This window comes from Kaistia terrae, assembly GCF_026344005.1.
Taxonomy (GTDB): Bacteria; Pseudomonadota; Alphaproteobacteria; order Rhizobiales; family Kaistiaceae; genus Kaistia; species Kaistia terrae.
This window is the reverse complement of sequence record NZ_JAPKNH010000003.1, coordinates 418082-433475: the sequence shown is the minus strand read 5'-3', so window position 1 is coordinate 433475 and position 15394 is coordinate 418082. Positions and strand designations below refer to the sequence as shown.

Here is a 15394-nt window from a genome sequence, read left to right as displayed (position 1 = left end):
CAGCGCAAGCGGCGCGTCTGGCACGGCTATCCGCTCGACGGGCATGCCTGCGCTTTCACCGGCCGGATCTTACGCTGACGCTTGTCGCGAGATAGCTGCCGCGGAAGAGACGACAAGCCAACGGCCGGTTCCGACCCAAATGCGGTGGCCGGCTCAGTTCCCGTCAAGATCGGCTTCCGGGCATCGAGTTCTAACCTGACGAGTCGAAGCAGGCCCTATATTGCGCATCGAAGTGGTGAGCACACGCTAGAGCGTTTCATTTTTTGCTAGAAGCGTGTCCTGCGTTGGCGATGTAGTTTGCGCATTCTGTCGGGCTGATTGTGTCGACGAGGGTTCCGACCTGACGCCAGGTGTCCTCGACAGTCCGCTTCTGGGCGGTGCGCATCCAGTGGTTGATCTTGGCGAATGTCTGCTCGATCGGATTCAAGTCGGGGGAGTAGGCCGGCAGGAACCAGAGCCTGGCGCCAGCGGTCTTGATGGCCTGGCGGACGGCCGCGGATTTGTGGCTGCCGAGATTGTCCATGATGACGATGTCGCCCGCCTTCAGCGTCGGAACGAGCTGTTGCTCGATCCAGGCGCGGAAGGAGCGGCCACTGATCGGCCCGTCGAAGAAACAGGGCGCCGTGAGAGCATCGGTGCGCAAGGCGGCGAGAAACGTCAGGGTGCGCCAGTGGCCTTGAGGTGCGAACCCCTTCAGCCGCTTGCCCTTTTGTCCCCAGCCGCGGATCGGCGCCATGTTGGTCTTGATCCAGGTCTCGTCGACGAAGACGAGCCTGTCGGCATCGAGACCCTTTTGCCAGCCCCGCCAGCGCTGGCGGCGTCGGGCAATGTCGGCTCGAGCCTGCTCAAGGGCGAACATCGTTTTTTTTGAACCGCAGACCCTCGCGGCGCAGGAACTGCCACACGGCATTATGCGAGCCGATTACGCCCCGCGCCGCCAGTTCGTCCTTGAGCCCGTGCAAGGTCAGTTGCGGGTTCTGTCCGATCCGTTCGACGATGAACGATCGATGCGGCTCGAGAACGCGCCTGCGGTGGCCGCCCATCTGCCCCGGCGCCACCGAACCCGTCGCCCGCTGCCGCTGCGACCACTTCACCACCGACGACACCGCGACACCGAAACGCGCCGCAACCGCTCGGCTCGTCTCGCCGGAAATTACCGCCGCAACCACACGTTCGCGCAGATCATTCGAGAGAGGTCGTGCCATCCGATGCTGGCCTCCATCCAGACAGCACCTTGAATCACAATCTCAGCCCCACAGGAATCCCCATCGATTCCGCCAAGCCGTGAAACGCTCTAGGCGCGGAATTATAAGAATCTCGCTATGGAATGCGGCGTATCAGCGTTTAGGCTGAGCATATTGTCGACCGGGCACGATCATGTACGCTTGGCAAACTGAAGCCAAACATCCCTCAGACTTGTGACCATTGATTTATGCCCGTCGCAAACGGGCCCGGAAGGGAGCTCGGTAGCTCCAAAGCTCCCAGGCACGCTGGCAGGCGTTTTCGAAGGTCTTCGACAACCTTTTTGGCCCAGCTGTCGGTTATCACGGCGGGTGCCGCCGCTGCGGTGCGGCACTCCGCCTCATATACCGCGGCGCGCAGCTCGTCGGCATCCAAGTCGGTTAGGGAAAGAGCTTGCAGTCCTTCGGTGATCCGGCTGGAGACCTCAGCGGGATCCATGCCGGCGAAACGCTCCGTGTCGACGAACAAGATTGGCTTGCCGAAGTGCAAGGCAAAAGCGGCCTCGGCAATCGTTCCGGCCTTGCCGCTTAGAACAATAGCGGCGTCAGTAATGCTCGCGCTGAACGGATTGCGTTGGAAACTCGTCCAGTTCGTCGAAACGATCATCTGTCGGGCCGAACTCTCGGCAATCGGATCGTCCTTGGGCAAGAGTGCGAGCGTCGCGCCTAAGTTGCGCTGAGCTGCGAGAGCCGCGCGGTTCTTCACGTTCCCCTGCGTTGTTGGGGCACCGCCGGTCAGCAAGGCGAAGTCCAAAGCCGCGATCGCAGACCCGATGACCCCTGCCAAAGCCAACGTGCGTGACGAAGCACCATTCCCACCAAATACCGCAATGATCGGCCGTCTGCACACATAGGTCTCCTGTGCCTCGCTGAAGCCAAGTCGATCTCGCACTCGCAGGGGTTCGATACCTTCCTGCGCATATACGGCCGAACCGAAGCGATGGTCAGCCTGATGTCTTTAGGTTCGTTATGTAAAGCGACGTTCGCACTCGTTAGTTTGGCTTCTTGTAGGCTCCGATGAGTTTGCCGGTGAGTAGGGTGGCGTGGCTCGCGAGGAGCAGCAACAGGAAGGTCTGACCCGCCGGAGGCATGCTGGCAAACACCTGAGTGCCCGTGGTGACGGCATGAACGACCGTGATGCCGCCGATGCCCTTGCCTACCTCGAAGATGAGGGCGACATAGATGGATGCCAGTAGACCTGTAATAGCGATCGTTTGAACGCGATTGGGATCTACGACGCCGTCACTCTCCTCAGTTTCGCCCAAGACAATGTCGGAGAGGCTGGCCTCTTTAACGCTGCCATGCGTCAGCACACGGGTGCGACGTTGCGGGAGTATGGCCGTTCCTTGGGAGTTCGACCCGTCCGGACGGGCAGGATTCATCAAAAGCGCCGAGACGGCGGTGGTGCCCGCGGTGATCCCGATCAGCGCCCATAATGCAGCGTCCATTTGCGGCACGAAATCGAGCAACCTGCTAAGATTGTCCGACCACGTCGCGAGGCTCTGGTCGCTCTTTGCCGCAACCGCGATCTGGGCAAGTCCGGCCTGGACCCTCGTGAGGTCACTGGCCCAGAATCCGGCATTGAAAAGGGCGGTGCTCGTAAGGCCGCCGATAAGAACCACAAGCCAGACGGCGAACTGGATCCGAGTGAGGCTCATTCGTTTCCGGTTGTCGACGAAAAGGCCCAACGGCCGGCCAACCACTCCAAGACCCGAGGCGGCCAACAGGAGCACCGCCGCTGCCATAATCAGGAGCATGGGGATCACGAGAGAAAATGACAGGAGATCGTCGGACCGAGAAAAGCCAGCGAGCCACTGTTGCAGCCTCTTGCTCCAGTCACGCTCGGCGCTGGTGAGGGCAACATCGACCGCCTTGCGCCAGTCTCCCAGGCAGGTGGCCGTCGACATATTGGCCGGCGCCGGCAACCACTGCGGGAGCGGCGCAAAGAACCCTGGCTTGATAACATCAATGTCCACGGGGCAGGGGCGTTGGTCGGTCACGGTAGGGGCAAAGGCAGCGTAAGCCGCACGGCTGACTGAACCTACGCCGACCGACCAGAAGCAGGCGAACCCGAAGATCAGGACGGCAGCAATGGCGAGCCGCGTCCCCCATCGAGCGGCAGCCGGGTTGCGCGGGGGGGCGACCGTTTCGGGCGGCGCGTAGACCGCAGTTCCGGCAGGCAGCCCTGTTCCTGTGACGAGCGACACGAATCTTGGCTGCGTCTCGCCGGCAATCACGGATCGGCTGAACGCACTGACTGTTGCTCCGTCTACGACAAACCGGCCGACCAGTTGAATCGACTCCTTGTCGGCACTCGCCCAAGGGCCCGGCGGAGCGACGGGTGTAACATCGAGCGTTCGGCCGTCGGCGCTCGGCCAAAGGATCATTCGCAGGTTGTCTAGCTCGGCGCGGGGAGCGGCCTCTGCCGCGGCTGCACATGCCGTTACGGCGCCGCCGTCGACTTCGTCGTTCTCGGCCGGGATTGCGGAACGTCGCGAGAAGCCCTCCGGCGCTTCCGCGAGGATGGCTGCGACGTGGTCGCGCAAGAGCGACAGCGACGTTTGATCTCCGCCAGCGGGGACCTGCAGGTCTTTCGTCTCAACCCAGATGATCTGCGCTTTCGTCAGTGTGTCCACAATGATCTCCGCTTCTGCGCGGCGCGCGCTACAGGGGCTATGGCTGTTTGTGATCGAGTTTGACTGCGGTCATTGCAACAATGCCTGGCCCCATGACGCGCCCGGCGACGTGCCGACGCCCGCCGCGAGGGTGTAGTCGAGGAGGATCAAAAGGACGTCCGGCTGAGGCACCCGTTGGTCAGGGCCAGGCGCCGATAGGTTCAGCGTCAGCGTCTCGCCGGTTGCGTCGGGCAGGTGAAGCTTGTCCACAAGCCTGGTCCTGCCGTGATAGACAGGGCCATAGCCCAGATCGATCAGCGCGAGGTCTGCTTCCTGCTCGCCCAGGGCCAGCAGCAGCGAAGTCGGCAGCGCCGATCCAAAGACCGGCTTCAAGAAAACTTCCACACCCTCAACCGCAACGTCGGGGGAACGACGCGCCCAAAAGAACATGTCGCGGTCGAGCCGCAGCGACATGGCCTGCCGTGGCGCATCGACGAGACCGGACCATTGGGCCGGTAGGTCGTGCCGCACGTCGATGAACTTGACGGCGGGCCGCTGCACGCCGGGCACCGCGGCCGATGCCGCAGCGTGGGCGTGACGACGCAACTCGGCACCACCATCGGTCGAGGTGTATCGAACGTGGAGGACCACGTCGGTCAGGGTATCGGTGTCGAACTGGTTCGTTGCAGGGTCGAGTTCGATCCGCCAGCGGCTGATCACGCCTGCGCCTTCAAACGGCAGGTACCGCTCGTCGCGCAGATCAGTCTCGAACAGGCCGGTATCGTTTTCAGCCGATGTCGTGACGATCGACTGATGCGCCGCGTAGCGGCGGACAAAGCGCGGGTCACCCCCGAGCGAAACGTCCTCCTGATAGTGTGGCTGCATCTCCGGCGAGATGCGTACGGCATCGGAGAGGAGAGTCAGCGTGGCATTGACCGACTGGTACGGGCCGGTCGAGCACAAAACGCTGATGGCCACGCTCTTGATGCGGCGCCGGTATTGTCCGGGCTGCTCCAGATCAAAAATCCACTCCGGCAGGTCGACCTCGCAAAGTCCGGTGAGACGCAGGGCGTTGAGCTGCTCGGGAGCATAGACGCGCAGCGAGATGCTCTTGCCCAGCTCGTGCTCGCGCTCGTTCTGAATGAGATAGGCCTGCTCCATGCGGCGTAGTGCGGTGGTGAGGCTCTCGCCGGCAGCCATCCCCTCCCGGCCCTCGACCCAGCCCACCTCGTTGAGGAAGCGGCTCGGTGCGTAGTGTCGCTCGTATCGGAAGGCGGCCTCCGCGGCCTTGGACGCCACCATGGCGACTTCGAACATGCTGCGGTGCAAAGCCGACAGCATGGCCTGGCTCCAGAGGAAATGCTCGACGCTTGAGAACTTGCTTTGCTGCAGCCGCTGCAGTTCCTCCGACTGGGCGATTGTGTCCTGATGAATATTGAGCTCGCGCAGGCTTATGTCGCGGCGGCGTCCGGCGGCCAGGATCTGGCGATCAACCTGCTCGATCTGGATCGTCAGCAGCGCGACCTGATGGATCCACTCCTCGAGCCGGCGTGCGAATGACCCGTTCTGCAGGTCGATGGCGGCATCTATCGTGGCCTTGCTGGCCAATGCTTCGAGAATGGTCCCGCCCAGGCGCGTCGCAGCAGCATATTTCTGCCCGCTGACGACTTTGACCATGGAGCATACCCCGACATACACTTCCGGGATGCTGAGGAGCTCGAGCTGGGCAGTGAGATCGAACCCCTTGGACGTGAGCAACATGACAGATGCATCTTGTTGATTTCTGAAATATCCCCGCTCGCCGGAATTGTTGCCGGCGCGGATCAATTGCTCAATGTGAGCTTTGCGGGTCTGGAACTCGAGCCTTTGCTTCTCGAGCGTCTGCAGCTGCCAATCGGATTCGCGCCATTGCGACTGCCGAACGTCGAGGGTCAGCCGGTTGACCTGCGTCTCGTGACGGATGCGCAGCGCGTTCAGCTGTTCGGCGTCCCCCTTCTCGAAAGCGGCCAGGAGCAGGGCGCCGAGCGCTCTCACCTCCGAGGTGAACTCCAAGGCCCGCTGCACAAGCACGCTGAACCGATAGTTGGGCGGCATGAGCAGCCACTCGTCACGGTCAGGTCCAACTTCGGCATAGGGGGCGTGCGCCATCCATCCTTTGCCGAGGCATCCATATCCGTAGGGCGGCAATTCTCCGGGGGCCGGCTGTAGCCGCGACTGTAGAGCGGCATTCCTCAGCCGGTGGTCGTTGTCGAATGACTCGAGGGTCGCCTCGATACGCTCCGCTCGGCTCCACGCCTGCAGCAGCCGCCGATTGAGGGGAGTTGGATCGGGACTGAAGTGCTCGAGTGTCTTCGTGTCCTGGTCTGGTGCCGCTACCCGGCGGGGTCTGGCCCCCAGGACTTTTCGCACCAGCGCCAGTGTTTCGCGCGAGATCTCGGAGCTGGCTAAAGTGTGCTCGGCGAGGTGGAACTCCGCGCAGTCGAGCACGCATTCGAGCCAGGCCAGGAGAAACGCACGGCTGTTGGATCGGTTGAGCAACCCCTTGTGATCGGTCCAGCCGTTGGAGCGCCTGAGCGGCCTGTAAAGATATTCGAGCCACGTCCGCGCGGCGTCGAATCGCTGCCGCGAACGCAGATACTTTTGGAGAAGCAGCGCCGGAGCGTGGAATGAGCCGGGGCTCGCCGGCGCGCCGGGCGCCGTCGCCATGAAATGCGGGTAAGAGGGGAGACCGCCGGCAGGGGGGGACGCCGCGGCTGCAGGGGCCACGGCGATCACCGCGAGGTCGGGGACCGGCAGGTACACAAAGGCCTGGTCGGCCTTCTCCGCGCCGTCGATGTTGAACACCAGAGTGTCTCCGTCCCTCGATCTGAACTTGAGATCGGGGGCAGCCTTGTCGCGGAGAACAATCCCATAGTCCGAAATGCGAACGTCGCCCGCAATTCCGTCGCTGAAGCGGGTCCAAGCCAGGCGGACAAGCTTGCCGGTGGGCCAGGCAGTCAGCGCTGAAGGGATGCCGGCGAGATGGTCCTGACTGTTCTCGGGAACCTCCCACTTATCGGTGGCGCTCTGCGGGCGGAAATTGAACACAGTGCCATCGACGAGCCAGAAATAGTAATCATCCTGTCGTCCGCGCGTGCTGAACTGCAGGCGCACGAAGCGACGGTCCAATTCGAGCGCGCCCGGTGACAAAAGCTTGATCGCCGCAAGCATCCTCTTTTCGGGCGGCGCGTCGTCGGCGATCGCAGTTACGGGCGCACTCAATGCGGTCTGTCGAGGCTTTCGATCGCGCCTGTCGAGCGTGTGATAGCCTTCACGCGGTGGGTTGAGCGGCTGGGCGTCGGACGGAATACGCAGCTCCCAACGGATGAGGTCCGGAATGGCCGGCAGGATCGATGGCCAGATGCTCCAGTCCTGATCGAGCGCAAGCTCGGCAGCCGGCAGGCGATGCTCAAGCAGCTTGAACGTCTCCGTACCCGCGGCGCGTTCGACAAGGTCGGCCTCGCGATAGTTCTCGGCATAGGCGGCGTGATACTTGCCCGCCTCCCATCGGCGGTAGTCGGCAAACCGGGTGTCCCAGCGTTCGAAGAAATCTTGTCCGACGGCGATGCCCGAGTTTGCCTCGAGGCCGAGGCGCAGGCGCTGGACGAGTGTGCGGAAGCTCGCCGCGGCGGACTCGATGCGCGGCGCCTGCAGGGTTGGACCGGCCTCGACGTCGAGCAGCAGAAGCTCACTGAGGTCGCGGGCGCGCCGCGCAAAATGCGGGGCGCCGATGAGGTGCGGAAAGCTGCAGCGATCGAGACTAGTCAAATAGCCGACCAAAGAGGCGCGGGCGCGGTTCCGCAGTGGCCAATTGAGCTCCGCAAGATTGCGGTAGCGGCGAATAGGGCCGTGTCGCAGATAGATGTCGTTGATATACGCACGCAGGGAATCGACATCGGGCGTGAGCCGCGCCCAGCTGCGATACTCGGCTGGCAGCGCGGGCTTGGGCGTTGCAATGTGCCGACGCTTCCTTTCTTGCCATCTGGCTACTCGCCAGATGCGAACCGGCCATTGCTCGTTGATCAGCGCCGTCCGGTCAAGAGCCGAGAAGTCCGGCGTGACGTCGGTCGTGAACAGCAACCCGTCGGCACGCTGCTCGGTGTCGAGGCCAAGACCGTTTTGCACCAATACGTCGGCTATCGCGGTGGCCGCTGTCGCCTGCTCGAACATCCCGTAGAGCGGCTCCGACGCGTTCGTGACGCTGTCGCGAAGGTCGACGTAGTCGTGGAAGCGCTCCCACTGGTCGAACAGCGGCCAGACGCGATCGGGCATGTGGCTTTCCGGCCATTGCCGGACGTCCTGGGCTTCGGCCGGCGCATAGTAGGGGTCGCCCACGCTCCACAGGTTGAAGTCGAACGGCATTTCGGCCATCGCCCACTTGTCGGGCGCTGTTGGTTTTGCGTTCGAATAGCTGATCCCGCGAAAGTCCTTGCCGCGTGACAGCAGCAGGCGCACCTCGTCGCGCATCAGTGCGAAGCGATGGCAGAACAGCAAGGCCTTGAAGGCCCGCTGGTAGCTTCGCCGGATATCGCGCACCGAGCTGAAATAATATGGCTCGGGATAGAAGAAGGCCTTATCGGACCGTACGTCGAGGAAATCGTCAGCGTCCTTCTTCTCGACGAACAGCGCCTCGGCCGGGATTTCGCAATACCCTTTGAACGAATACGTGATCTCAGGAGGTAGTTCCGCGAGCGACGCGGCCTTCCAGAACGCGCCGACCCAGGCCACATGGCGATCGGGTGAGTTTTTGCTGATCTCGAAGACCGAAGGATCGACGGCGAAGTCGACGAAGGTCAGTTGCAGCTCCCGTAATCCCGGGGCAGCAATGGTCGTCCCGGCGGGAGTGGGGAGGTAGATGTTATTGGGCGTGTCGCTCAAGGACTGAAGATCGTCCGAATGAGTCTTACTAAAATGATGTGCGGTGACCGCGATGGACGCTGTGTCGAAGGTAAATTTTGCTCCGTCGTCCGTCAGATTCGAGAATGGCGTCGACTTAAAAGGTCCAGTCTCATCGTCCTGAAGCTTGAAAGTGACAGCGAAGAAGTAGTCGCCCGCGGCCGGGACTTGTAACATGCCGTTCCAGATCACTTGGAAGGGCATGCCGCCACCGTAGGAGCGCGCGCTCCGATGTGCGGTGTCTGCAGCGGTCACGTTCTCGATACGGACCTCGTAGCCACTTCTCAGTTCTACTGCCTTGCCATCTATGATCTGCGGCAGGAATTTGTGGTTGACCGGTTCTGGGACGCGCAATGGCTTGGGCGCGTTGTAGAGCCAGTCATGCGTCTCTTGGTCGCTCAGCGTTGGATCGTCGTTCGGATGTTGCAGGTAATTAAGGCTGCCCGAGAGCTCCCACACCAGGGGCTTGGGAGCTGTGAGCGTGTAGACATCGGGGAATGGATCCCACGCGAGCGGAGCGACGGGGAGGGGCAATTGACCGTATGAGTCGTCGCTAACGTACTTGTCGAAGCGCTCGTCACGGAGGTTCGAATAGGTGTCGCCCTTCATGAAAGACTTGAAGGTGGTGCGGATGCCGGTGCCGCGCAGCCCCAGGATGCCGGCGATCGACTTGCCGTTGGGACCATTGGGATAGTTGAAAGTGCCCGTGTTGTCCTTCCAGTTCTCCTCAGCCTCGATCCGCTGTACCAGCAGGAACCTGGCGACCTCCGAGAGCTGATCGAGTTCGGGATCGGATCCAGCTTTGGGTTCGCGCCCGAGCACATGCGCTGCCAGGTGATCGGCGACGACCAGGTGCTGGCGGTAGAACACGTAGAAGTAGCGCACCACAATTTCGAGCCGATCGGCGGCCTTTTCCGGCGTCAGAATGCGGCGCGCCGCCTCCCTCTGGTCCGGCAGAATGAGAGCGAACCTCGTCAGCGTCCGCCGTGGTTGTTCGTAGAGATCGCGGAGGGCGGCGACCTCATCGGGATCGCATGGGCCGAGCGGCGCGGTCTTGTCCACAGAACGCAGGCGTGTGACCTCGGACAGGATGTCCTCGGAATCGAGGATTTTCGCTGCCACGAGTTCTTTTTTTCCGGCGTCGTAGGAGAACGGCACGTCGAAATCCGCGACACCTGTGACGAGGACGCGTCCGGTGAGGTTCGTCAGCGAGGCGCTAAATGTCGGGCTATCGTCGCCGGCGACAATGTGTTTGAGCTCCTCAATGTCACGTTTGCCGTAGCCGAGCTTATCCAGGCTCGCCGCGAGCGCGGTCCATGTGGTCGCAGGGTCACCGCTCGTCCAGATGCTTGGCAGTCGATCGATGCTCCTGAAGACGCGATCCAATCGATTGAGGTCTGGATCGTCGTAGCCAAGCTTATTCTTAAGGAAGTCGCGGCGATCGTCGCCCGCACCACCCCATACCGGCTTGCGGTCCAACAGGCCGTCGGGGCGATGGTCCTTGGTGATGGAGCCATAGGCGGCGCCGCGAATGAGCTTTTGCAGTCGTAGCAGCGAGGCATCTGCGCCATCGGCTAGTGGGTGGGCGTCGGCGAAGGGCTGCGCCCTGGCGTCAGCGTCGGCTGCCACAAAGAAGGGATCGTCGGAGGGCAGATGGCGGTTCAAGTAGAGGAACACAAGTTCGCCGACGCTGAACTCCGAATGGGCGATCTTGAAGCAGGTCTCGACGAAGCGCAGCGTCAGCGTGGGCAAGGAAAAGGCCGGGAAATCATCGACCATTGCCCCGCCGGTGCCCGGTGCTCCGGGCCGCAGGCTGTTGAGGTCGGCAATTTGGTCGAAATCGTCGGATGTCAGGGGACGGGACTTCGGCGTCGAGCGGGAGCGGTCGGCACGCTCCTGGATGACGAGGGCCAAGTCTGCCTTGGCCTGTGCGGTCACGGGGTCGCTATTGCCTACCGGAGGCTTTCGCCACAACGGCAGCACATCGGTGAGGCACAGATTGTAGTCGTCGCGTAGCATCTGCAGCGCGGCGAGTTGGCGAATGAAATCGGTGTTGATATGCAAGCTGGGAAGTGGGTTGTGGTAGAGCGAAAGTTCTTCCGCGATATGCCTTGCGGCAGCGAAGGTGTGATCCTGCCGCGCTTCGTCGTTCCACCGCCGGATAAAGTCTTCGACAGTTGCCAGAGGCCTCGAATAGGTGCCATCCACCGACTCGGCCGCGAGAAGCGTGCGCAGGTCCGCAAGGGCCGCGAGCGCGGCGCCTAGGCTCGGAAAATAGGCCGGTAGAGCATCGAGTTTGGTCCTGATTTCACCCGTCGCGGCTGCGATCTCGTCCTGGAGCGCATCTGCGTTGAAGGTCGTGAGAAATGCCTCCGTCGCCTTGGTAGCCTGAGGGGCGAAGGTGTCATCTTTCGGCAAAGTGGTCAGCTTGGCGATGTGCATGTCGAACTGAGCTTGCAGTTTGGCAAACGCCTTGAGGCCGGTGTCCGCATCATTGCCGCGCAACTGAGCAATCAAGGCTTCGAACTCGCCCGGTAGCTTCTTGGCATCACCTTGCGGCGCCCACGGATGATTCGCGGTATCGAGCCGACCCGATGTGGCGCTCGCCTCGGCATCGATCGCCGGAAGTCTCACGAGGGTAGCTTGCACTGCCGCCACAGCGACTTTTGTGGTTCGGGCGACAGGCGGCAGCGGCTGGGCAGCAGCGGCTGAAAGCAAACCGTCGAGCGTCTGAAGCGACGCGGCGAAGTCTTTCAGCGAGGTTATGCCGTCGATGAGATCTGCAAGCTGCACGCGGATCTGACGGACCCCATGCATCAGATTCATCTTGGGCGTGTCGGCCAACATGGCGTCCGCGACCTCGTCGACCCGCGCCGAGAGCCGCAGGTAGCCGTCGCGAACGGTTCCCGCTGTCGCCAGATCCGACATGGCTTCGCTGGCCGCCTGCCGCATGGGCGCGGTCACGCGGGAATGACTCGACGCCGACAGGTTCGTGATCCGGATCTCGAGATTGGCAAAGCCCAGTGCAGCGTCAACAATCGGCGCCATCTCGGTACGGAGGGCTGCGAAGGCGCCAAGGAAGTCTTGTTGGCGGGCAGCGCGCTCCGTCGGAGGTATAGTGGCGCCCGGATCGCTGGCGAGATGGTCGAGGAAATCGTTCGCCCGGCTTCGGAGGGCGGCGCAGGATGCGTCGCCGGCGGGCCAGGCGAGGAGTTGTTGCCGCACCCCCGACAGGCGTCGGACGATGCCTTCGAAGGAGTAGCCGCCGTGCGGCAACCGCTTGAGCAGGCGCCGCAGTCGCAGGAACACGGCCAACCGCTCGAGTGCTACATCGAGACTGAGTGTGCCGAACACCAGCACATACTCATCAGGGTCGTGCGGCTCCGTAGGCGGGAGCACCTTCGCTACGCCCGCATGGTCGACGGCGGAGATTGGCAGGAACCCGCAGGCCACAAGTTGCAGCAACTCGGCATAGCTCAACTCGGCCCGCTTCAGGAACTCGGGCAGGCGCCGCAGGCGTGGCGGCGGGTCATCCGGATCGTCCATGAACTTGGCTGGTTGATCACCGTTCCAGTCGGCCCATTTGGGGCTGTCGTTATGGCCGTTCCCGGGCTTGGAGAGGTACCCCCAGAACTGCCAGAGCTTCTGGCGCGAGCTTGCGAGACTCTCGGTGAATACCTCACGATGTTCGATCTCGGTTAGACCCAGATATTCGCGCGCGATCTCGATTCTAACGGGATAGCGGTAAATATGCGTCTGGGCATCGAACTGGGGAGGCAAATAGGGTTGAAAGAGTTTTGGATTGGTGAGGTCCTGCGGCTCCTTGACGAATTCGTGGATGTCCTTGCGGAATGTTCGCATCGTCTCGTAGCGGCTTGTGCCGAGATGTTCTAGGTAGGTCCGCGTGACATCGAGGGGCTGGTCGTACGGGCGCGCGAAGGCAGAAAAGTCGGTCTTGAGCGCGGCGTAGGCCGCGTCTTGCAGGGCTCGCGCGTTCTTGTGCACGATCGCGTCTGGGCTCGTCGGGCTCGAGTGTTGTGGCACAGCGTCGAGCCGCGCGGCGTTGAGCCCACCGCCGGTCTGGAAGATCTTGGGCGGGGCGCCCTGTGGGACCTCGCCGTTGGGATGCGTGTCGATATTGCCCTCGGCCTGGCCGACCAGGGTCTCGAGGGCCTCGTTGACGAGGTCGACGACCGGCACAGGCGTAAAGGTATTGGCGGCCGACACTTCGAGCTGACCCAAGGGGCCCCGCCGCACGTCCACCACGCCGCTGAGCGATGTGTTGAAGCCCTGTAGCGCCTTAAGATACGCAGCGGGACCGAACGGCGACAAGTGCTCTGCCGGCAGGCAATCAGTCAACAGACCATCGTGGTTGACGGGGCGGAAGAGCGCGTCGACAGCGCCAATGTCTTCATCCTCCTGGCCGCCGACCGGGTCAGGATAAGAGGCGAGATCGTCCTTGTAGAGTGCGAGAGGGCGCGGTGCCGGGATCGTTGGCAGCCCGGCGGCGGCAGCGTGGATCCCTGCAGCATCGGCATAAGCGAGCGTGCCCACGAGGGCTGCCGCGAATTGTTCTTCAGTCAGCGCGCTCACCGACTGTGGCGTCACAAAGCCACGGAAGTGGAGGGCTTCCATGACCGAAACCAGGTGACTAGCGGGAACAATTGCCTGCGTGACGACGCGGTGGAGGAAATAGAGTTCCAGCAGGTCCCGGGTGAGTCCGTCGGACTTATGAAGGCCGACGATAATGGCGGCGGTGGTCGCCTGATCGACGAGGAAATTGGCATTGGCAGGGTCGTCTAAGAACCGCTGCAGCTCGCCCGCTGCCGCGGCGATACCGGCGAAAGGCATTGCCGCCACGGGGACCGGCGCGGCGGGCGGCGGCGCTCCAACGCCTGTGAAGCGGGAAGTCAGGGCAAACAAGGCGCTCCGCTGCTGGCGTTCCGCCGCCTCGAGGCCCAGATCGCCTGGCACGGGCGTGATCGAGGCCCAATACGCGTTGAACGCGTCCTCCCAGTTCTGACTCGTCTTTGCCTTGAGCGACGCGAGATCGGGAAGGGCGTTCCATTGAGGTTGGGTTGCCAGGAACTTCGCCAGTCCGCTGGTGTCCCGCGGGTGATGAATCGAGGCGGAGATGCCCGCGAGCACCAATGCGGCATGCTGTTGCGTGGCCAGAGGCGTAAGCGTGCCCAATGAGCCCCAGAACGCAGCGTCGGTATCGTCGAGAGCAAGCCACGTGTCGAACAGGTCCTTCACGTCGCTATAGGCAATCGTAACCGCAGCGGCGTCGGTCCCGGGCTCCGGATTTCCGTCGAGATCGAGTGCGGGCAGGCCGTGCAAGCGCCGGGCCGCGAGGCGATGGTTCAGCGCCGCGCCCGCTACTTCCGCGGTTTCGAGGATTGGCGCTATGCTGTCGTCGATAACTCTGTCGGCCTTCGACCTGCGGAAGCTCTGACGGAGGACGTCTTCGAGGCCACCGGCAGCGGCATTATAATAATCGATAGGAAGACTTCGCGGGTCGAGGTTTCGGCCAATCGCATAGAAATAGCCGGCCGGGACGGTGAGGATGTTCGCGGGAATCCCGGTAACCTCAACTCGCACCTTCAATCCTGCGCCGCTCAGTGCCGAGGCGCCTGGATTTGCCTCAATCCACCAATGAAAGAGCCCAGCCTTCGCGACGTCGGACGTCCAGCGCTGGCATTGCAGCCCACAGTTTAGGGCGCTCAACAACTGCGCACGGTTGCTTGTCGCGTGCTCGATTGCATTTAGCCGCTCGGTCAGCGTGGCCTCACGCGCGAGACGCAATCCCTGTAGCCGCAGTGTACCGGCATTGAGGCTGTCGGGATTGAACTGTATCTTGGCCGGAGATTTGGGTGGCAGGCCAATTGAATCTATTCCAGCAACTGACTGAGCGGCAATTTCTCCCAGGGTCGCGTCGAGCGTTGCCTCTGGGATCAAATCGAAAGTCAGACTCTCGTTGGCGAGCACCTGCGCCGCTTCGCTTCGGACCCGTTCATATTCTGAGAGGGCCGAGTTTCGCGAAACAACCTCATTCCCAACACTTGGAACCGCGATCCAAACCAAGCTTTCGACACCCACGGGACTGATGTCGCTGAGATCGGTCCTGCAATTCCTAAATAATTCTGACCGGCCGATCTCGGTGCCGCCGCGCTTAACGACGATACAGAGGTCGAGATCACCCTTCGCACCAGCGCTGCGTTGCAGCTGCACGCGAGCGAGCACGGCCTTATATCGTTGCGTGGGATCGAGTGGGATACTGGGCAGCTTCACGTAGACCGTCGACACATCTGCCCAGGGGTGCCAGCCGGCGAACGTGCCACTTGGGGTAAGGACTTCTGTTGCCCCCTTGATCTGAAGGCTGGTCGTCCATGTCACGCCATCGATCGATGCCTTGAACTGCGTGTCCGTTCCGTCGATCTGGTGTTCATAGAATTCAACGTCGACCGGACCGAGTACGTCCGACGTTAGAGTGTTGGTCTGGTCGTTGAGATAGATGAAAAAACGAAGCGACGGATTCGGCATTCACTCCCCCACGAAGTAGTCAGTTCTGGCAGTCGACGGCCACGCATATTGGCGGCCGCA

Annotated in this window: 4 protein-coding genes; all 4 read right to left on the bottom strand. The window is 62.3% G+C overall.

Translation table 11 applies throughout. The features are described 5' to 3' along the window. Positions 1-256 precede the first annotated feature (256 nt). Positions 257-1205, bottom strand: a protein-coding gene (locus OSH12_RS11640; RefSeq protein WP_266343710.1) for an IS630 family transposase whose coding sequence is annotated in 2 segments (ribosomal slippage) — positions 257-868 and positions 870-1205 — 948 coding nt in all. Because the reading frame shifts where the segments join, the coding sequence is not laid out codon by codon here. Between the two features lie 205 nt (positions 1206-1410). Further along, positions 1411-2091 (bottom strand): SLOG cluster 4 domain-containing protein, encoded by a 681-nt coding sequence (locus tag OSH12_RS11635; RefSeq protein ID WP_266343709.1) that lies wholly within the window; start codon positions 2089-2091, stop codon positions 1411-1413. A gap of 142 nt (positions 2092-2233) precedes the next feature. After that, positions 2234-3877, bottom strand: coding sequence for a hypothetical protein (locus tag OSH12_RS11630; RefSeq protein ID WP_266343708.1), 1644 nt, complete (start codon positions 3875-3877; stop codon positions 2234-2236). Between the two features lie 69 nt (positions 3878-3946). Then, positions 3947-15334 (bottom strand): Tc toxin subunit A-related protein, encoded by an 11388-nt coding sequence (locus tag OSH12_RS11625; RefSeq protein WP_266343707.1) that lies wholly within the window; start codon positions 15332-15334, stop codon positions 3947-3949. Between the last annotated feature and the right edge of the window lie 60 nt (positions 15335-15394).

Coding starts and splice junctions, on each gene's coding strand:
- OSH12_RS11625 (WP_266343707.1), bottom strand. CDS start 15,334: ATGCCGAATCCGTCGCTTCGTTTTTTCATCTATCTCAACGACCAGACC.